Annotated in this window: 17 protein-coding genes; 10 read left to right on the top strand and 7 right to left on the bottom strand. The window is 58.1% G+C overall.

The genetic code is table 11. The annotated features are described in order from the left end of the window. Positions 1–368 precede the first annotated feature (368 nt). Together AB2L51_RS00515 and fghA are read right to left on the bottom strand one after the other, a co-directional pair. Positions 369–899: a hypothetical protein gene (locus AB2L51_RS00515; protein ID WP_395580656.1), complete on the bottom strand. Its 531-nt coding sequence runs from the start codon at positions 897–899 to the stop codon at positions 369–371. A 1,059-nt stretch (positions 900–1,958) separates the two neighbouring features. Further along, complete coding sequence (gene fghA, locus AB2L51_RS00510; RefSeq protein WP_400920311.1) at positions 1,959–2,849, bottom strand: S-formylglutathione hydrolase; 891 nt, start codon at positions 2,847–2,849, stop codon at positions 1,959–1,961. Positions 2,850–2,975: 126 nt separating this feature from the next. On the opposite strand from fghA, the gene AB2L51_RS00505 reads away from it, so the two are divergent. The 3 genes from AB2L51_RS00505 to AB2L51_RS00495 all read left to right on the top strand — a co-directional run bounded on the left by AB2L51_RS00505 (position 2,976) and on the right by AB2L51_RS00495 (position 6,244). Then, positions 2,976–3,851, top strand: coding sequence for a bestrophin family protein (locus AB2L51_RS00505; RefSeq protein WP_395580654.1), 876 nt, complete (start codon positions 2,976–2,978; stop codon positions 3,849–3,851). Positions 3,852–3,917: 66 nt separating this feature from the next. Further along, positions 3,918–4,508, top strand: coding sequence for a CarD family transcriptional regulator (locus AB2L51_RS00500; protein WP_086647188.1), 591 nt, complete (start codon positions 3,918–3,920; stop codon positions 4,506–4,508). A gap of 137 nt (positions 4,509–4,645) precedes the next feature. Further along, entirely contained in the window at positions 4,646–6,244 is a 1,599-nt protein-coding gene (locus AB2L51_RS00495; RefSeq protein WP_395580653.1) for a tetratricopeptide repeat protein, read from the top strand. A gap of 70 nt (positions 6,245–6,314) precedes the next feature. On the opposite strand, the gene AB2L51_RS00490 is transcribed toward AB2L51_RS00495, so the two are convergent. Then, the gene (locus AB2L51_RS00490) at positions 6,315–7,784 is read right to left on the bottom strand and encodes a penicillin-binding protein activator (RefSeq protein ID WP_395580974.1); all 1,470 of its coding nucleotides are present in this window, start codon (positions 7,782–7,784) and stop codon (positions 6,315–6,317) included. On the opposite strand from AB2L51_RS00490, the gene rsmI reads away from it, so the two are divergent. Continuing rightward, the gene (rsmI, locus tag AB2L51_RS00485) at positions 7,772–8,737 is read left to right on the top strand and encodes a 16S rRNA (cytidine(1402)-2'-O)-methyltransferase (RefSeq protein WP_395580652.1); all 966 of its coding nucleotides are present in this window, start codon (positions 7,772–7,774) and stop codon (positions 8,735–8,737) included. The genes AB2L51_RS00490 and rsmI overlap by 13 nt on opposite strands. Before the next feature lie 42 nt (positions 8,738–8,779). On the opposite strand, the gene AB2L51_RS00480 is transcribed toward rsmI, so the two are convergent. Together AB2L51_RS00480 and AB2L51_RS00475 are read right to left on the bottom strand one after the other, a co-directional pair. Then, entirely contained in the window at positions 8,780–9,958 is a 1,179-nt protein-coding gene (locus tag AB2L51_RS00480; protein ID WP_395580973.1) for a BaiN/RdsA family NAD(P)/FAD-dependent oxidoreductase, read from the bottom strand. A 28-nt stretch (positions 9,959–9,986) separates the two neighbouring features. After that, complete coding sequence (locus AB2L51_RS00475; protein ID WP_395580651.1) at positions 9,987–10,655, bottom strand: glutathione S-transferase family protein; 669 nt, start codon at positions 10,653–10,655, stop codon at positions 9,987–9,989. Positions 10,656–10,840: 185 nt separating this feature from the next. On the opposite strand from AB2L51_RS00475, the gene minC reads away from it, so the two are divergent. From minC to minE, 3 genes are all read left to right on the top strand, one after another. After that, a complete protein-coding gene (minC, locus tag AB2L51_RS00470) occupies positions 10,841–11,536 on the top strand; it encodes a septum site-determining protein MinC (RefSeq protein WP_395580650.1) in 696 nt (231 codons plus the stop codon). Between the two features lie 149 nt (positions 11,537–11,685). Further along, on the top strand, positions 11,686–12,501 hold the full coding sequence (minD, locus tag AB2L51_RS00465; protein ID WP_395580649.1) for a septum site-determining protein MinD: 816 nt from the start codon (positions 11,686–11,688) through the stop codon (positions 12,499–12,501). Beyond that, the gene (gene minE / locus AB2L51_RS00460; RefSeq protein ID WP_395580648.1) at positions 12,498–12,782 is read left to right on the top strand and encodes a cell division topological specificity factor MinE; all 285 of its coding nucleotides are present in this window, start codon (positions 12,498–12,500) and stop codon (positions 12,780–12,782) included. Before minD ends, minE begins: the two co-directional genes overlap by 4 nt. A gap of 133 nt (positions 12,783–12,915) precedes the next feature. Here the strand turns inward: minE and AB2L51_RS00455 are convergent, their stop codons facing one another. Together AB2L51_RS00455 and AB2L51_RS00450 are read right to left on the bottom strand one after the other, a co-directional pair. Next, entirely contained in the window at positions 12,916–13,608 is a 693-nt protein-coding gene (locus AB2L51_RS00455) for a GntR family transcriptional regulator (protein WP_395580647.1), read from the bottom strand. Further along, positions 13,605–15,431, bottom strand: coding sequence for an ABC transporter ATP-binding protein (locus AB2L51_RS00450; RefSeq protein ID WP_395580971.1), 1,827 nt, complete (start codon positions 15,429–15,431; stop codon positions 13,605–13,607). Before AB2L51_RS00450 ends, AB2L51_RS00455 begins: the two co-directional genes overlap by 4 nt. A gap of 586 nt (positions 15,432–16,017) precedes the next feature. Between AB2L51_RS00450 and AB2L51_RS00445 the strand changes: the two genes are divergently transcribed. From AB2L51_RS00445 to lptG, 3 genes are all read left to right on the top strand, one after another. Then, positions 16,018–17,727, top strand: a complete 1,710-nt coding sequence (locus AB2L51_RS00445) for a porin (protein WP_395580646.1) — start codon at positions 16,018–16,020, stop codon at positions 17,725–17,727. 91 nt (positions 17,728–17,818) lie between these two features. Next, complete coding sequence (lptF, locus tag AB2L51_RS00440; RefSeq protein WP_395580645.1) at positions 17,819–18,967, top strand: LPS export ABC transporter permease LptF; 1,149 nt, start codon at positions 17,819–17,821, stop codon at positions 18,965–18,967. 16 nt (positions 18,968–18,983) lie between these two features. After that, positions 18,984–20,096, top strand: a complete 1,113-nt coding sequence (lptG, locus tag AB2L51_RS00435; protein ID WP_395580644.1) for an LPS export ABC transporter permease LptG — start codon at positions 18,984–18,986, stop codon at positions 20,094–20,096. Positions 20,097–20,101: the final 5 nt, after the last annotated feature.

The following is a 20,101-nucleotide window of genomic DNA, read 5'->3' as shown; positions in this document are numbered from 1 at the left end:
AATATGAGCGTATACTATCCCGAAAAGCAGAGTCTCCACATGACGTACGTACATTTTTACAGGAACAGATTGGAGTTCAGCGACTGGTTGTTCGGCCCTTTATGCGACTGATGGTTGACTGAAAGACACAGTTTGTGGCTGGCCACGCAATATGAAGTTCAGTCTGTCACGCACGGTCCGTTACGGACACATGCCCTAGCCAACATCGTCTACAACATGCGCCGCTTCCTCTTCCTCGAAAGGTTAAAAGCGAGCGCGTAGCTATCCAGCGGGTGATCTTCCCATATCTGCCCAGAACACAGAGAGAAAATTAGCTCCAGAAATCTTCAATCAAATCGCCAAAAACCTAAAAACACGAGCCAAGCACATCAACCAGAAGGTTTTTCGAACCCTCCACCTGACGACATGCCATAGCAAGAATTTGAAGCATAGGTCTCCCATACTGAAGAAAGTAACTCTCTTTGTCGAATAGACAATTCACCAAAATCACAAAAGAATACTTCTTTAGATGTTTCAAAGGATACGGGATATGCGCGTTCAATAAATATTTTCTTCCCACATATAATATAATAGTCATCAAACTTAAAAAAAATACCTGATATATCATAAGAAAATATACATAAGTCTTGACCAATACTATCGGTTATATGTGAGAATATATCTCTCTTACTGCAATTAATTAATTTTATTTCAAATCCATCTACATTTTTCTCAAATGTAAAAAAGTATACCTTTTTATTACCGCATGCACTGAAAGCGTTCTCCAACCACTCACATTGTATTAACCCTGGATATTCTCTAATTACAATTCCACACAAACCGTTATTACGTATTATATCTTTCGACAAAGATAAATTTTTGAAATCAAAAATTTTATGTATTTCCATTTTATTAATCATAGCGTATTTCTATTCCTTTCTCGGATTACGTATTTCCAAAGTAGGCCGCCCTTCCGAAACAAATGGGCGCACAGTAACTATTTTCCCGTCAGACATTTTCCCAACCCGCAATATGCCTCTCGTTGTATTTTTTATTTTTATATCTTTTAGCCCCATTTGATCGAAATCAGAATTCGCCTGATCGAATCCACCTTCTCTTTCATACTGAGTAGTTTTCCCTTTTGTTGTTTTTCCTATTTTAGAATCACTTATTATTTCTTTTCTTTTATTTATATCCGAATTTTCGTCTTTCCCTGAAGGTTCTTTGCCCTCGGGATCGGGCGCACCCGTCGCAACGGTATTTCCATGTTGCGCGGCTGTTTTACCTTCCGGCGCACTGTCACCAGTATCCTGTCCATTAGTATATGGAGAAATCTTTTTGGTGATGTTGAAGTGAAGTCGTTGCGAAGTGAAGCACGAGCAAAGGGTACCGCACGCGGGTCTTCCTCACTCCCCTCGGAGCGCTCGCGCTCACTCTGAGGGACATAAGTAGAAGCTTTCACGATCATCGTTCCGCGTTCGCCGCGGCGCACATGCCCACGGCCTTCTCGACGAAAGTCATTTTGCAAGCAGTTGAACGATGGAGATATTCCTTGCGGGATCACTCTATCCGTTGCTGAAGGCATCTCAGTAATGCCAGAGCACGGGCCGAATATCCTGTCTGGTCCGCAAACTTTGGCCGCTCCTGTTCCTACGCCGTTCAGCGAAGCAGCAGGAACGCCAAACCGGGTCACTATCCCGCAGGTCGGTGCCGGACGATATAATCCTGAGCCGGGCGGGCGCAGGAACACTGATGAAGCCACACATTAGAATCTTATCGCGCCCAACTCAGTCTGCGACATGCATCGTCCTGCCGTGGTCGTAACAGCCTCCTCCCCCCTCAGCGTCACTCCCTTCAACCACCTCTGCCTCTGCGGCTCCACCTTCCTCAAAATAGGCGCTCGCCCCCTCCGGCCCTGTCTGGCGCGCAGCGTCAGCGACGGACTGGGCCATGCACCAACAGGGTCTGGTGCAGGAAACTCATACCCCCAGAATCCCTGCATGATGGCGCAGGTGGTCGGCCACAAAACTCTGCACAAACCAGTAGGAATGGTCATATCCTTCATGCTCGCGGCAGATCAGGGCCTGCCCGGCTTTTTCCGCTGCGGCCACAAGGTGCTGGGGCTGGAGTTCGCGCTGCAGGAACTGGTCTGCCAGCCCCGTATCCACCAGAATGGGAGCGGGATGGGTATAACCATCTTCCAGCAGGCACACGGCATCATGCGCGCGCCAGCCAGCAGGGTCTGCCCCCAGATAGGTGGAGAACGCCTTTTTACCCCAAGGTACCACAGAAGGATGCACAACAGGCGCAAAGGCGGAAATGGACTTCCAGAACAGGGGGGCCTGCAAACCATGCACCAGCGCACCATGCCCTCCCATGGAATGCCCCATAATCCCCCGCCTTGCGCCATCCAGCGGCAGGGCCGCTTCCACCAGCAAAGGCAGTTCCTGCGCTATGTAACTGCCCATCCGATAATGCTGCGCCCAGGGCTGCCGGGTTGCATCCAGATAGAATCCCGCACCTGTTCCCAGGTCCCAGTCCGTATCCTCACCCTCTATGCCTGCGCCACGCGGCGAGGTATCCGGCGTGACCAGAGCAATACCCAGCAGGGCGGCTTCAGCCAGTGCGGTCGCCTTGATCAGAAAAGTCTCCTGTGTGCAGGTCAGCCCGGCCAGAGCGTATACAACCGGCACTTTGCCACCCTGTTCTGCCGATGGCGGCAAAAACACGCCAAAGCGCGCGGGCAACTCCAGCACGCTGGAAGAATGTTCATAAAACATAACGCGCCCGCCATGCGCCCGATGCTCTTCCAGCAGTGTCAGCCCATTTGCTTCCGTCATATCCATGCCCTTTTTCATCTGGCCAGCCATTTATGCCCATGCTTACCATTGCCCAGCATGCACAAACCACCATCGCACTGGCAACCCCGCGTGATATTGTGTGTTAAAATGACACCGGGCATTCCGCCCTGTGACACTGAAACCGGAGATTGTTGAATGATCGTTGACCAGAAGGTCGGCTTACGCATTATCACGCGGGAAATCCTTATGGTCATCCTGCTTATGGCTGCGTGGGATCTGGTTGTTGTCATTCTTTTTCAGATTTTCCATCAGGAATGGATGGAGCAGCCCAGCCTGCCGGTCTCCCTTATCGGTTCGGCGCTGGCGCTGTTCATGGGTTTTCGCTCCAACAACGCGTATGCACGCTGGTGGGAAGGGCGCACATTGTGGGGCGCCATTACCAATAACTGCCGCTCCTTTGGCCGACAGGCGGGTACATTGCTGGGCGACCGGCCCGACCTGATGTACGCTATTGCCGCCTACCCCCACGCCCTGCGCATGGCGCTTGGCCCGGTTGATGCCAGCGCGGATGTGGAGCGCCTGCTGCCCCCCAAAATGCTCAAGGCCATTGAGCCATACCGCAATAAACCCAACGCCATTCTCTACCAGATTGGTCTGGGTGTCAGCGAGGAGGTCACACGCAAGGGCATAGACGGGGCGGTCCATGGCCAGATTGACCGCATCCTGTCCGACATCGCCAATGCACAGGGCGGGCTGGAGCGTATTCGCAACACTCCCCTGCCCATACAGTTTTCGGTTCTGCCCCGTGCACTGGTGAATATTTTCTGTATTGTCCTGCCTCTTTCCATGGTGCAGACGCTGGAATGGATTACCCCTCTTGGGTCCTCGCTTGTGGGGTGCCTGTTCCTTATTCTGGACAAGAGCGCAGACGACCTGCAAAATCCTTTTTCCGGCACTCCGCACGCGCTGCCCATGGCAACCATGGCCCGTAATATTGAAATTGATGTGGTCCAGCCCACGGGTGACCAGACCGCGGCTCCCCTACAGACACAAAATGGCGTCCAGCAATAAGAGCATTGCCGCCCCTATTCTTTATATTGCAGACAAACAGCGCATTTTATGCTACAGGTCCCAACCATGAACACGTTTAGAACACCTCCAAAAGGCGGCGTGACAGATGCAATGGCACGCACCGCTGCCGCCACCACTGCGGCCCAGGCCAAAACCAAGGTGAAAGACGAAGACCCTTTTCAGGAAGGGGATTCCATTGTCTATGCCGCTCACGGCGTCGGGCGTGTAGACCGGATCGGGATTGACGAAATTGCCGGGACCAAGCTGGAAGTGATCCAGATTTCCTTCCCCGGCAACCAGATGACCTTGCGCATCCCGCTTTCCAAGGCCCGCAAGTCTGGCCTGCGCAAAATTGTCTCGCGCGAGATTGTGGACAAAGCCATGTCCATTATCAAAGGCAAGCCGCATGTCAGTAAAGGCATGTGGGCCCGCCGGGCCGTTGCGTATCAAGAAAAAATCAACTCCGGTGATCTGGTGCAGATTGCCGAAGTCCTGCGTGACCTGCGCCGCAACGTGGACAGTCTGGATGGCAGCTTTAGCGAACGCAAACTGTTCGAAGCAGCACAGGAGCGTTTTGTGGCGGAAGTTGCCGTGCTGGAAAAGAAAGAACCCAACGCGGTTCTGGAAGAACTGACCGCGGTCATGAAAGCCGCCTGAGCTTTTTGGCCAAAGCGCGTTTTTCTTCTTCAGTTGACCCTAACCCGGCATGGCGCACAGCCCTGCCGGGTTTTTTATACCCCGCCAGAAACCGTGTGTTTTTACCGCCCGCCCCCTAAACCATGCGGAACACAACCATGCGCCCGCCCTCCACTACACCCGGCACGGAACTTACAACACTGCGCCACGCCATGCAGGCCATTCAGACAGGCCAGTTCAGCCAGCCACGCGCCCTGCTGGCCCCCCTTGTGGCGCAACAGAACGAGCAGGCCTTAATCCTGCATGCCTTCTGCCTGTGTGGGGAGGGAGACAGCCACGCAGCCGCCCAGATTCTGGCGACCATAGGCCTGCGCAACCCCAGCAGCCAGCACCCCTTACAGGACCTGAGCGAGATCATGGCCGCTCTGGACCAGCGCCATGCCGCCATTGCCGTATGCCGTGCGGCAACCCGGCTAGCCCCGGCAGACACACGCATACACACGGCTCTGGGGGATCTGCTGGTCCAGACAGGCCAGTTCGAAGCCGCCATAGCCACGCTGACAGAAGCAACCACCACGCACCCGCAGGACATGCTTGCCCATAACCTGCTCTCCATGGCGTATACCGAAAGCGGGGCACTGGACACCGCCCTGCAATGCCTCACGGCATGCCTGCCCCATACCCCCAACGATGTGCCCACTCTGGCCAATATTGCTTCCGTTCTGGCAGCACAGGGGCGCATGGAGCAGTCTTTTAGCTATTTTGCCCAAGCTCTTGCCCTGCGCCCGCAGGATGCCCGGATCAGGGTCAACCACTCTGTCGCCTTGCTCAAGGCTGGCCAGTACGCTCAGGGCTGGCGCGAGCATGAATGGCGCTTCCAGCTCCCCGGGCATACCAGCCTGCCCATGGAACGCCTTTTGCCAACCCTTGGCCCCGACACCGACCTGAGCGGCCAGCGTATCCTGATCACGCATGAAGAAGGGCTGGGGGATACGCTCATGTTTATGCGCTATGTTCGCCCACTGGCCGAGCGTGGCGCCATAATCCATCTGTGGGTGCCAGAAGCACTGGCAGAGCTGTGCCGCAACATGACGGGCGTACACACGGTGCAGGTTGGCGGCACCACCCCGGCCTATGACTGGCATTGCCCTTTTATCAGCCTGCCACGGGCTTTTGCCGCAACGTCGCAGCCATGGGGTGCTCCCGTACCGTATCTCCGGGCCAACAGCCACAAGGTTGCGGCACTGGCCCCGCTTTTGCCCATGAATGGCAAACTGAATGTGGGGCTGGTCTGGGGAGGTGCTCCGCGCCCGACCTCCCACTTTGCCCATATGATTGACCGCAGGCGCTCCATGAGCCTGCACACCCTCGCCCCATTAGGGGCCATACCGGGCATTAACCTGATCAGCCTGCAAAAAGGCCCTTACGCTGAACAGATGATGGACCCGCCAGAAGGTATGGTACTCTACGACCCGACAGACAACCTGCACACTCTGGATGACACGGCAGCCCTGATCATGGGGCTGGACGTGGTGGTAACAGTAGATACCTCGGTTGTTCATCTGGCGGGGGCGCTGGGCAAACCCGTCCTGCTGATGGATCGCTACGATAACTGCTGGCGCTGGCTACATGGACGGGAGGATACCCCATGGTACCCAACCCTGCGCATTATCCGCCAGACCACACCCCGCCAGTGGGGTGATGTTATGGCACGCGTCGCGCAGGCACTGGCAGACATGGCCGCACAGCGGCGCTGAGCCAGCCTGCAAAAAAAGCGGTCCGCACTATGCCGGACCGCCTTTTTTGCTCTACTCTGGCTGGAACGGTCTAGCCAGACGTTCCGGTCCGTGCCTGCACCGGGGTTGAGACCATACGGGCGTCGCTCCCGTTCCCAATAACCTCAAACACCCCAAGAGCGCGGCGTACGCGCCCATCTGGCAACAGGGTAAAGGTGCCATCCACCCCGGCAAAACCACCGGGGCGCGTCAGGGATTCAGCAGGATAGCCGGGCACGCCGCTGCGGGCCACGGTCAGAGCTGCTGTTGCCGCATCGTACGACATATCAGCCAGTGGCTTGGGCATGTGGTGATTACGCGCCATAAAGCGCGTGACAAAAGCCTGACGGGAAGTGGGGTCAGGTGCCGCGTACCACGCCCCCTTGATCGCCCCGAGCTTGGAGGCAAAAGACGCCCACAACCCCGGCCCCATAATGCGGACATCAGGCATATTAACCTGTGTGACAACCAGTGCATCCAGCACGTTTTTCAGCCCCAGCCCAGTATCGGCCAGCAACAGGGCGTCAAACGGCGGAGCACCCAGTGTAATCTGCGGGCCCGCCGGGGCTACAGGGGGCGCGGCACCATTCGATGCCTGCCCCGGCTGGGCAACGGGGGCCGGTGGCTGGTTGGGGTCCTGCCCGAGGGCAGCCGCCAGACTGGCAGGCAACTGCGCAACCTTTGGCAGTTCGGTCAGTCCGGTCACTTCACTGGGATTGCCACTCGTTGTGGTGGCGCCGGGCACGGGAGTTGCAGGCATGGCCTGCTTGACTGCGGCAACGCGCGCATCATAGCTGGATAGCTGGCGTAGTGTCTGGGTAATGCTGTCCGCCGTGCCGTTATGGTAAGCTACGGCAGGTGCAGCCAAACCCTGATCACGGCAGGCGCTGACCAGACCATTCCCCATAGCGTGGCCCAGTGCATTGTCTGGCAGCAATGCGGCAAAATGCTGCCGTCCATCCCGCTTGGCCTGTGCAACAAGCTGCTGTACCTGCTCCTCGGGGGTAATGCCCATCACCCACACACCGGGACGCCCCTGCGTAATGTCACTGGTAAAGGCCAGCACGGGAATACCTGCCGCCTGTGCCGCCGGGGCCGCTACTGCTGTGTCTCCACTGGTCAGCGGGCCAAGCAGAATACCATCCCCGGCCTGCAAGGCGGCGGACGTGGCCGAGGTTGCTCCCCCTATTGCTGCCGTGTCATGCACATCCATCTGCATATCCGGGGGTAGCCCCCCCCCCTCAAGGGCAAGTTGCACCCCGGCGAGCAGTTCGTGCCCAAGGGCTGCATTCGTGCCACTCAACGGCAGCAGCACCCCCACCCTGTGGCTGGTGGCCTGCGTAACTGGCGCTGTAACAGCCCCCCTACCTGCCCCTGTCCCCGATGACCCGGACTGGTCGGCGCATCCGGCAAGGATCAGCCCGGTTACGCCAAGGGCAGCCACTCCGGTCTTGCACAATGCCCGGTTTGCCGCCAGACCTTGACGGGAAAGCCCTGACAGGAGCGAGTATGCACGCGTCATCATCCAGATCATCCTCTACCAATACCCCGTCCGAGGCACCGTCTTCCAATGGGATCGAACCTTTGCATACCGAAGGACATGCGCCAAGTCATGCGCGTTTTTCAGGTGGGCTTGTGCTGGTTGCGACCCCTATTGGCAATCTGGGGGATTTCAGCCCCAGAGGGGCCGAGGCACTGGCCCGGGCCGATCTGGTTTTGTGTGAAGATACCCGCATGACAGCACGCCTGCTGGCAGATCGGGGGATTTCTGTCCGGACAGAAGCCCTGCATGAACATAATGAGCGCCAGCGCGTACCCAACCTGATCCGCCGCTTAAGCGAAGGGGCACAGATTGCCCTTGTATCCGACGCAGGCATGCCCCTGCTCTCGGACCCCGGATTCAGGCTGACGCGCGCCGCCATTGATGCCGATATTCCCGTAACCGTTGTCCCCGGCCCCAACGCGGCGCTGACGGCCCTTGTCCTGTCCGGTCTGCCACCCCACCCGTATATGTTTGTGGGTTTTCCGCCCCCCCGCTCCGCCGCGCGGAAAGAAACATTCGCCCGGCTGCACGCGGCAGAACGCGCAGGGCTGAGTGCAACGCTGATCTGGCACGAAGCACCCCACCGTCTGGCGGAAACACTGGCGGACATGGCCTGCGTATTCGGCCCCGACCGCCCCTGTGCCGTAGCGCGGGAATTGACCAAACGCTTTGAGGAGGTCAGGCGCGGCGCGGCAGAAGAACTGGCCACATTTTATGCCCAGACCCCGCCGCGGGGCGAAATTACCGTACTGCTCGGCCCGGCCCCGGAAGTTGAAACTTCCGCAGATGATCTGGACACCACATTGCGCGCCCTGCTGGGCACGCATTCGGTCAAGGATGCCGCAGCACTGGCAGCCGCAGCCGCGGGCCTGCCCAAACGCACGGTCTATGCGCGCGCTCTGGAGCTGGCGGCAGAAACAAAGGAAGAATAAAAACACCCCGGCTCCCTTGCGGGCCGGGGGGACAGCAGCAGGCTAGAGCGCGCCCGCAACTTCACCCGCGGCGTGGCCGCTGGCCCATGCCCAGTGGAAGTTGTAGCCTCCCAGCCAGCCCGTTACGTCCACGGCTTCTCCCACCACATACAGTCCCGGCACGGATTGCACCTCCATGGTACGAGACGACAGGGCTTTGGTATCCACCCCTCCGCGCGTGACTTCGGCCTTGGCAAAGCCTTCCGTCCCCTGCGGTTTAAGCTCCATGCCATGGACCCGCTGCGCCATAAGCCGGATGTCCCGGTCAGCCCATTCCGCCAGCGTGCGCTCGGGCGCGCCCAGTTCCACCATGGCGTGGGCCAGACGTTGCGGCAGCCAGCGTGCCAGTGCCCCGGCCCCCCTGGCTTTGGAACCTTCCTTTTTCAGCTTCATGAGCAGGGCGGCAATATCCTGCCCCGGCAGAAAATCCACAAACAGAGGCTGCCCCGCCGACCAGTAGGAGGAAATCTGCAACAAGGCCGGGCCAGACATGCCCCGATGCGTGAACAGGAGAGCTTCCTCAAACGTGGTTTTGCCACATGTGACCCGCACGGGGAGCGATAGCCCAGCCAGTGAGCGCACCCATTCCTCGCTCTCTCCAGCAAAGGTCAGCGGAACAAGGGCTGGTTCGGGCTGAATGACCGCAAGGCCAAACTGCCGCGCCATTTCATACGCAAAGCGGCTGGCCCCCAGTTTGGGAATGGACAGCCCACCCGTTGCCAGCACCACGGAACGGGCGCTCATATCCCCCCGGGAGGTCTGAACCCGGAAGACATCGGACTTGCTGACATCATAAACCCGCACATCAGTCAGTATCCGCACACGGGCCGCGGCACACTCGTTCAGCAGCATCTGCACAATATCATGTGCGGAATTGTCGCAAAAAAGCTGGCCGAGTTTTTTCTCGTGCCAGGCAATGTGGTGTTTGGCCAGAAGGTCCAGAAAATGGCTGGGCTGGTAACGGCTGATGGCAGATTTTACAAAATGCGGGTTGGCGGACAAAAACCGGTCGGCCCGCATGGTCTGGTTGGTAAAGTTACACCGCCCACCACCAGAAATAAGGATTTTCCGCCCCACTTCCGGCCCATGCTCCAGCACTGCTACGCTGCGGCCATGCTGGCCTGCCGTCAGGGCGGCCATTAACCCGGCCGCTCCCCCACCGATGACAAGAACATCAAACATCGGCGTTACGTTTTTTTGTGTCAAAATGTCAGAAATCCAGATTGGTATAGTAATCAGGTGGCGTAATGCCGGAGACCCGGTCGTTCAGCAGGGGACGAAAGCACGGGCGGGACTTCATCTTGGCGTACCAGTCGCGCACGGCGGGCACCTTGGCCCAGTCTATGTCGCCAATAAAATCAAGGCAGGACAGATGGGCAGCCGCTGTAAAATCAGCAAGGGATAAAAAGTGCCCCCCCAGCCAGCTCCTGTTTTCGGCCAGATCGTTCACGTATTTCATGAGCGGACGCATGGAGGCATAGGCCTCGCGCAATGCACCACCATCGGGGTTACCGCGCCCGCTCAGGCGCTTCATCACCCGTTCATCAATAAACCGGCCAGAAACTTCACGGGCGAACTGCGTTTCAAACCACGACACGACACGCCGCACTTCCACCCGCTCGGCCAGTGTGCGACCCAGCAGGGGAATATCGGCATACGCCTCTTCCAGATATTCACTGATCACGTACGCATCGGGTACGATCAATCCGTTGTCTTCCACCAGAACGGGCACATCACCCGCAGGGTTGAGCGCCAGAAATTCGGGGCGTTTTTCCCACGGGCGTTCAACAATGGCTTCAAACGGCAGACGTTTTTCACCCAGCACAAGACGCACCGTGCGGCTGGCGGGAGAAAGGGGGAAATGGAACAGGGTACGCATACCTCAGTGCTTTATGCCATTGCATGCAGCCACGCCAGAGGGAAAACCGGGCAAAGCCCATCAATTTCCACATATTCCTTTTGTGCGGCAAAAACTAACCCGCAACACAAACTTCCCTGTTGCAATACGACCCTGTTATTCTACACGCTAACTGGCATTCCTGTTTTTGAGAGAGCATCTGTTCGTTGTCCGGCACACATCCCAACTCCTCGCGCATCCGTATGTCTGGGCGTTCGTTTCTGGCCCTGACCCTCACGCCGGAAACACCGCTGGTGGACTGGCTGGCCGCACTGGACCACCAGATCCAGCGCGCAGTGGGTTTTTTTGCGGGTAAACCTGTTATTCTGGACCTCAGCCTCATGCGGGCGGATACGCCCGACCTGCCCCATCTCCTGCCGGCCCTGCAAGAACGCGGCATCCGCGTGCTGGGTATAGAAGGGGGAGACAGGTCATGGCCCGCCGTAGCCGACTGGGCATGGCCGGAAAGCCCGATGGGTGGCCGTGCCTCTGGTCCGGTCAGCATCCCCGAAGGGGAAAAAAACCCAACGCTGGCCCCAACCCTTGTGGTGGAAGAAAGCGTACGCTCCGGCCAGCACATTATCTGGCCCGATGGGGATGTGGTTATTCTGGGGGCCGTGTCCTCGGGGGCTGAAGTAACGGCTGGCGGGTCCGTGCATATTTATGGCGCACTGCGGGGCCGCGCCATAGCTGGCATTGGCGGCAATGCGGACTCCCGGATTTTTACCCGCAACCTTGCCGCCGAACTTGTCGCCATAGATGGATTCTACGCCACGGCGGAAGAAATGGACGCAAAATGCACCAGTAAACCCACTCAGGTCTTGCTGGCGGGGGAAACTCTGGTATTCAAACCCCTACCCTGATGCGGGTTTGAATAAAACATGCTATAAAAGCCGTATTAGTGTCATATTATACGTTTCATTTTCGCGCACAGATTGTAATGTCTGTCCAAGATTGGGCCGCGGCATAAAGCGCGCGTCTTTACCGGCTTGCATAAGGAAGAGGAAGACTGATGGCAAAGGTTCTGGTCGTCACGTCAGGCAAAGGGGGTGTCGGCAAGACCACCACCACCGCAGCTCTTGGGGCAGCATTGGCCAGAGCTGGCCAGAGCGTGGTTCTGGTGGATTTTGACGTTGGTCTGCGCAACCTCGACCTTGTCATGGGGGCCGAACGTCGCGTGGTGTTTGACCTGATCAACGTGATTCAGGGGGATGCCAACCTTGCTCAGGCCCTGATCAAGGATAAGCGGATTGATACGCTCTCCCTCCTCCCCGCGTCCCAGACGCGCGACAAGGACGCCCTGACGCCAGAAGGTGTGGCCAAGGTTATTGCCGACCTGAGCAAAAAGTTTGACTGGGTAATCTGTGACAGCCCCGCAGGCATTGAGCGCGGCGCGCAAATGGCCATGCACCACGCCGACATGGCCGTGATTGTGACCAACCCCGAAGTTTCCTCCGTGCGTGACAGTGACCGCATTATCGGCATGCTGGACAGCACGACGGAAAAAGCCAAAGCTGGTGAGAAAATGGAGAAGTTCCTCCTGATCACCCGCTACGACCCGCAGCGCGCCGCTCGTGGCGACATGCTGGGCACGGACGATGTGCTGGAAATTCTGTCCATCCCGCTGCTTGGCATTATCCCCGAAAGTCCGGACGTGCTCAAGGCGTCCAACGTGGGCGCGCCCGTCACCATTGCAGAACCGGATAGCGCGCCAGCCCGTGCTTATACCGAAGCCGCTCGCCGCCTGATGGGAGAGAAGGTGGAAGTCACCATTCCCACAGAACGCAAGGGCCTGTTTGACTGGCTGTTCAAACGGAGAGTCGCATGACATTCCTCTCCAGCATTTTCAAGCGCCGCTCCTCGGCGCCGGTTGCACGCGACCGGCTACAGATTCTGCTGGCGCACGAGCGTATTGCTGTTGGTGATGGCAGGGATGACCTGCTTGCCAAGCTGCACCGCGAGATCATGGAAGTGATCAAGCGGCATGTGGCGGTCGATCAGGACAAGGTTCAGATTAAAATGGACCGGGGCGCGCAGTGTTCCGTGCTGGAAATTGATGTGGAAGTTCCCGGCCTGACCGACAGGGCCGAAAACACCAAGAAAGACTGACAGCACCCATTACGCCCAGATACCGCAGGCCAAAACGGCCTGTGTGCCGCCGATACATGAACGCCCTGCTCGCGCCCTATCCCTGATAAGGTGCGAACAGGGCGTTTTTTCATACACGGGCCATAAGAGCACCTTAGCCGGGCAGAAGAGGTTCCAGCCATTCCTTGGCCTGCATGAAGTCCCGCTTAAGGGCCTTTACCGCGGCATCTGCATCCCCCGCGCGGAAAGCCTCAAGCAGTTGCAGGTGCGGGTGGTCGGGGTTAGCGGGGCTTATGGTGGGCAGGCCATTGGCGGCGGCGTAAATTGGCCCCATGCGCGTCCATAGTCCCCGGATCAGCCCCACAGTAACCGACAACCTTGAAAAACTGGCTACGGTGCTATGAAAATACACATTGGTTATGGCGGTTGCATGCGGCTCGCCCGCCTCATACGCGGCAATAAATGCCGCATGCTTTTTTTCAAGCAGTGCAATCTGTTCGGGCGTGATATGGGCCGCCAGATCGCGGGTTACGCGCTCTTCCAGCACTTCGCGCACCCCATGAATATCCAGAAAAACAGGGCGGGAAGTCAGCGGGACACATGCCGTATTGCGCTCATCCAGCACCAGTGCCTGCTCGGATACAAGGCGCAGCAGGGCCTCACGCACAGGAGTTGGGCTTAATCCCAGCGATGCAGCCAGTGGGCGCAGCACCAGCCGCTCCCCACCCTGATACCGGCAATAAATCAGCTGGTCACGGATCTGCTGGTAGGCATACGCCGCCAGAGCGCCCCGCCCTTCGGGCCTGCTCTCACCCTGCGCTGGTATGGTGATGGTGTTAGATGTCATTGCGCATGTGCCATTTGCCTGTTCAGAAACTGACTGTAGAGACCATTCTGCTGCTCAAGTTGCGCAGGAGAGCCGTCCTCTGCAATTCTGCCATCCTGCATAACAACGATTCTGTCAAAGTTTCGCAGGGTGGACAAGCGGTGCGCCACGGCAATAACCGTGCGCCCGACCATAAGCCGGTCCAGTGCGCGCTGGACGTGCTCCTCGCTTTCCGTATCCAGCGCACTGGTTGCCTCGTCCAGAATCAGAATAGACGCATTACGCAAAAAAGCCCGTGCAATGGCAATACGCTGGCGCTGCCCGCCCGAGAGCTTGACCCCCCTATCCCCTACAACCGTCTCAAACCCTTCAGACAGGGCATCAATAAACGTGGCGCATCCGGCAGCAGCAGCAGCCGCGCGCACGGCCTCATCACTCGCATCGGGACGACCATAGCGGATGTTCTCCATCACGCTGCGATGCAGAAGCGAGACATCCTGCGGCACAACAGACAGGCAGGCCCTCAGGGCATCATCTGTCAGTTCCCGGATATCCTGCCCATCAATCAGTATGGAGCCGGACTGCACAAAGCGCATGCGCTGCAACAGGGCCAGCACGGTGCTTTTGCCCGAACCCGAACGCCCCACCAGCCCCACACGGCTCCCTGCGGCAATGTGCAGGTTGAAATGCGCAAGAACCGGCTCTCCTCCGGGATAGGCAAAAGTGACATCGCCAAAGCGGACATCGCCCCGCACGGGGCTGGGCAGGTCGGCGGCAACCTGTGGGTCGGGCATGTCATGCGGTACAAGCAGCGAGGACAGCACCTCGGACAGACGCGCATTGTGCTGAATGGTTTCTACCAGTGCCAGCGCCAGATCGCGCGTGCCGTGCAGAATGGCAAAGCCCAGCGTGATCACCATAACCACCTGCCCCACACTGGCCTGCTGCCACTGCCACAGCAGCACGGCCCAGACCAGCAGGCCCGTCGTGAGCACTGCGGTCATGCCCGCGTGAATCATGCGGAGCTGTTCCATATAGCGCAGGGATTTGAGCCGCTCGCCCATTTCCCGCTCGGTCAGGGCATTAAAGCGCTGGCGTTCACGGTTGCGCATACCAAAGGCACGGACAAGAGCAATATTGCCCATAACATCCAGTGTCTCCCCTTCCAGCCCGGCGGCAGCCACCGCGTAATGCCCATGCAGGCGGCGGCCTTTGAGTGCGAGACGGAACATGATCAGGCACAAACCGCCAGCCAGCAGAACGGTCGCCCCGCCCATGGTCAGGCTGACCGAGAGCATGAGCACCACAGAGAGCAGAACATTCAGGCTGGGCGGGAGCACGTTCCATGCCAGCATGTTCTCGATGGTGAAGCTGACATTCCCCGCCGTTGCAATGCGCGCGGCAAGAGATGCAGGCATACGATCAGCAAAATAAGCCGGGGAATGACCCGTTAAAAACCGGAACAGGTCCTGCCGTATATCACCCGTAACCGCCACAAATGTGCGGGCCGCAAACCAGCCTGCAATTCGCCAGCAGATATTGTCCGCCACGATCAGCCCGATCAGCACCCCCACAGCCGCCCACACGGCCGAAACCGCAGCCACGCCGGAGTGGCTGGTCATCAGATCCACCAGATGCCGGATACCGTAGGAGGAGAGCACAATGCAGCTTATGGCTCCGCCCACAGCCCCAAACACCAGCGCATGCCCTACAGGACGCGCCCGCATATAGCGCAGCAAAAAGCGTACCGGCCTGCCTGCATAGGCGGGCAAGGCTTCATCGGGTACGGTTACATGGGCGGATACGGGGCTGGCCCTGTCGGTCTTGTTGTTTTTGTCGTCCACCAACACGCTCTGGTTTCTTCCCTGGCAGAATACGCCTGACCCGACAGCCAGACCGGAACAGCACCCATCCTGCCTGCCGCAGTCGGGTATTGCGTCCACATTACGTGCCTTTCAGGCTTATCCCAAACAGGTTTTCACACAGACCAACACGCGGTCGGCGCCATGCACGTTATGATTCCGAACCGACCGGAAGCACCAGAACCCCTTGTTATAAAGATAAACACTGCGTGATGAGCCACAGCCCGAGGCAACCAGAACTCACCTGTTTTTCAACTTTTCCACTCCACTCTCCGGCTCAGACCATCCGGGGGCGGCTCATCTCCAAACAGAATTTTTCCGGGCCAATCTATGCTGAAAATTATATAAATCCCTGAAAGTATTACACTATTTTAACTGAAATAACGCAGCACCCAACGGACCGAGCATGCACTGGGGTAACACGCCTCCGATAAATGCATATCAGAATACCAAAAACCGCATGACATCCGCACCACCCCCTCAGCCTTTCCGCCCATTATCCACATATTGACGACAGCAAGCCTTGGCTTCCACAGAGAGCAGGAGAATTCAGGGGAGTACACAGTTCATGGCATCGCGAAAAAAGGCACTGTTGGCTACTGTCATGGCTGCATCAGTTGCCGGGGGGCCGTCTATGCTCCCCACGCCTGCCTATGCGGATGACTACGTAGACCTGCTGGATGTGCTGCGCGCCAAGGGCAGCCTGACCAAGCATGAATATGACACTCTTCTGACCAAGCATGTCCACCATGCCGCCCCTGTGGCCGAACCCCGCGCGGCACACCCGGCCCATGTAGCCTCTGGCGGCAGCCGCACGGCCATGGCGCATGCGGCCCATGGTGCACAATCGGGCTATGAGCCGGGTATCCGCTTTGACCCCGGTGCGGGTGAAAACGATATGTCCCTGCGGGCGGAAGACGCCGCCAACCGGGCAGAAGCCAGCGCGCGCTCCGCGCAGGAAGCCGCCAGGGCTCTGGATAGCGGCAATTTTGTGCGCGTTGCCAAATACGTACCGGGCAAGGGGCTGACCTTTAAAGCAGGGCCCATAGACATCAACCTTTCCGGCTTTGTGAACGGCTTTTACTCCTATAACAGCCCCGCGGGCGGTCGCCCCGTTGCGGGTGGCGTTTCTTCGGGGTCTTCGGGCTTTGATTCCTCCGCCGTCAGGAACGGGCTGCTGCCTGCCGGGTTCATTCTCAAGATGAACACCGTGCAGCAGGGTATGGATATTTCCGCTGTTCTGGGCATGTATCCGGGGCTGGATAACGCCAAGCCCGCCGCCTTTAACGCCAACTCCGGTGGTAGCCCCGTGGGGCTGGGTACGGCAGGCATCGACCTTCGTCAGGTTTTCATGACCTTTGGCAACAAGGACATGGGGACCTTCAAGGTCGGTCGTGATCTGGCCCTGTTCGCCAGCGACGCCATCATGAACGACGCAACCCTGCTGAGTGTTGGCTCCACTGGCAGCAACGCATCACCGGGCAATACATCGCTGGGCCGTATTGGCGTAGGTTATGTGTACGCGGACTGGATCCCCCAGATCTCCTATACCTCCCCCAAGCTGGGCGGTTTTCAGGGTTCTGTGGGTATTTTCCAGCCGCTGGATGAATTTGGCTACGCCGACGCCACCAACCCCACCGCGGCCTCCGCTGCCAGCCAGTATTCGGCCGGGTCCACCCAGCATTCCTCTCCCATGGTGCAGGGCCGCGCCGTGTATGATTTTTCTGTCTCCGATGTACAGTTCCACATCTGGGCCAGCTTCCTGATCCAGCACATGCAGGGACTCAGCAGCCTGCAGGCAGATGGCAAAACACCTCTGCTCAGTTCAGACCAGCATCACAGCGCCATGGTGGAAGCGGGAGATATTGGCACCAAGGTCACCTATGGTCCGCTCGAAGCTGTCGCCTACTACTATCGTGGCAGCGGGCTGGGCACGACGGGTCTGTTCTTTGATGGTGTTGACGCCAGTGGCCGCAAGCGTGACTCGGAAGGCTACTACGTGCAGGGTGCTTACCATATTACCAAAAAATTCCGTCTGGTTGGCAGCTATGGTGTAAGCAACCTGTATCTGGCAGGTGATGAGAATACCGCTCTGGAAAGTCAGGCGGGGTCTGCGGGGCTTGTCCGCCGCAACCAGTCCGAAGTCGGGGCCGCCTATTACCAGATGACCGACTGGCTGACCGTGGTCGGGGAATATTCTCACACCTCCTCCTCCGCGCATGGGGGCAGCAAGGAGAGCGACAACACCGCATCGGGTGGTGTCATGCTGATGTTCTAGTTCGGTCAAGGGGTTCTGTCGTCTCTATTTTATAGACCGATTACAACCCGGACTGTTGCCTCCGACCCCACGGAGGTAGATAACCAAGAGCATGACTGCCCGCTCCCTTCTTCCGTGGCTCCACCACCATTTTCTGACACTGGACCGCTACGTGCTGCGCCAGTTGCTGATAGCACTGGCCGCCACGACGGGGGGGCTGGTGGCGCTGATCTGGCTCATGCAGTCCCTGCATTTTGTGCCGCTGGTTGCGGACAGGGGCCTCTCCCTGCGCGTTTTCATAGAACTGACCAGTCTTTTGCTGCCGTCCTTTGTGGCGGTGGTCATGCCCATTACCACCTTTATTGTCAGCCTGTTTGTTTACCAGCGCCTGGCCAGCGACCGTGAGCTTACGGTCATGCAGGCTGCGGGGCTTTCCTCCTTCTCTCTGGCGCGGCCGGGGCTGATCTGCGCGGCACTGTCCACCCTGATCGTGTTCGTGCTCAACGTGTGGGTTGTCCCCTCCTCCTATCATGCATTCCGCCAGTACGAACTCCAGATCAGGAACAAGATGGCGGCTTTTATGCTGCAGGATGGTGTTTTTACAAAAGTGTCAAACACCATGACCGTCTATATCCGCTCACGCGACCAGAACGGTGTTCTGCAGAATATTCTGGTGGAAGATGACCGGCAACCCGACAACCATGCCACAATTCTGGCCAGCCGTGGCAATATGGTCGTAGTCGATGACGTGCCGCGCGTTGTGCTTTACGATGGGTCCCGTCAGGTTCTCGACCGTAAAACCGGCCGGTTGAACATGCTGGTTTTCAAACAGGACACCATGGATTTTTCTACCGCACCCCCATCAAGCCAGCATCTGCGCGATTCGACCGAGATGTCCCTGTCCGAACTGCTCTCCCCCGACCCCAGTGCCGTCTCGGCGCGGGATATGGGCAAGTTCAAGGTTGAGGGCTGGCGGCGCCTGACGTCCCCGCTGACCTGCTTTTCTTTTGCCATGATCGGCATGTTCACCATGCTTCGGGGGGCTTTTTCCCGACACGGCACTATAACACGCCCGCTTGTGGCAGTGCTGTGCATTGTCGGGCTGCTGGCGGGAGCCATGCTTTTGCAGAATCTGGCCGGGCGCGACATCCGGCTTATTCCCCTTATTCCGCTCTTTGCCACCCTGCCCGGGCTCATCTGCGCCTATCTGCTGTTCGTGCCGGAAATAAAGGCCAACCGCCGCCAGCCCCGGCCGGCATGAGAGGACGCCCGAACGCATGATCGTTGCCGTCACCCTCTCGCGTTATATTGTGCGGCAGTTCCTGCTGTGGGTGCTGACCATGATTGCGGCTCTCACGGGCATTATCTGCCTGTTCGATCTGATTGATCTGTTCCGCCGGGCCTCCACCCGCCCGGAGGTTTCCTCCAATATCGTAACGGAAATCGCCGGGCTGCACGTACCCTATTTTGCCATTGAAATTCTGCCTTTTGGCATTCTGCTCGGCGGCATTGTGTGCTTCTGGCGGCTGACCCGCTCATCCGAACTGGTTGTGGCGCGCGCGGCGGGACTTTCGGTCTGGCAGTTTCTGGCCGCTCCTCTGACCTGCGCCATTCTGCTTGGCGTTCTGACGACTGGTGTCATCTCCCCTTTTTCTTCGATCATGTACCGTCGGGCCGCGGATCTGGACCAGCAGTATCTCCGCTCCGATGGCGGGCCACTCAGTTTTTCTGGCGGTTCACTGTGGCTCCGGCAGGCAGACACACAATACGACCCCCACGGCGTAACCATGCTGCATGCGGGAGATGTGCAGGTGACGCAGGGGCAGTTGCATATTCGCGATATCAGCGTGTTTCGGCTCGACCATGAAAACAAGCTGATCATGCGAATCGAATCCCCCAGAGGGTCTTTGAAAAACGCAGGATGGGAACTTACCGAGGCATCGGCAGTCCGGCCCAACGACATTCTAACGCCTGTTGGCGTCATCATCCTCCCCACAAGCCTGACCCTTGAACGGGTGCAGGAAAGCTTTGCCTCGCCCGACACGCTTTCCGTCTGGGCACTGCCGGGTTTTATAACCTTGCTGGATCATTCAGGTTTTTCATCCATACGCCACCGTATTCATTTTCAGTCTCTTCTGGCATTACCTATTCTGGCAGGCACCATGGCGCTGGTTTCCGCCGGTTTTTCCATGCGTCCGTCACGGCGGGGGGGCGTTGCCAAAATGGTTGGGTCTGGTGTTGCGGCGGGTTTTCTGCTTTTCACCATATCCAAAGTCGCTGAGCAGTTAGGAAAGTCAGGAGCGCTTCCCCCCGTTCTGGCTGCATGGGCACCTACCCTTGCCGGGCTCTGTCTGGCTGTTGCACTACTTCTTCATCTGGAGGATGGCTGATTGAT

The organism is Acetobacter fabarum, assembly GCF_040702925.2.
GTDB classification, from domain to species: Bacteria; Pseudomonadota; Alphaproteobacteria; order Acetobacterales; family Acetobacteraceae; genus Acetobacter; species Acetobacter fabarum_B.
Note: the sequence above shows the minus strand (reverse complement) of the source record. Positions and strands in the feature narration are given on the sequence as shown.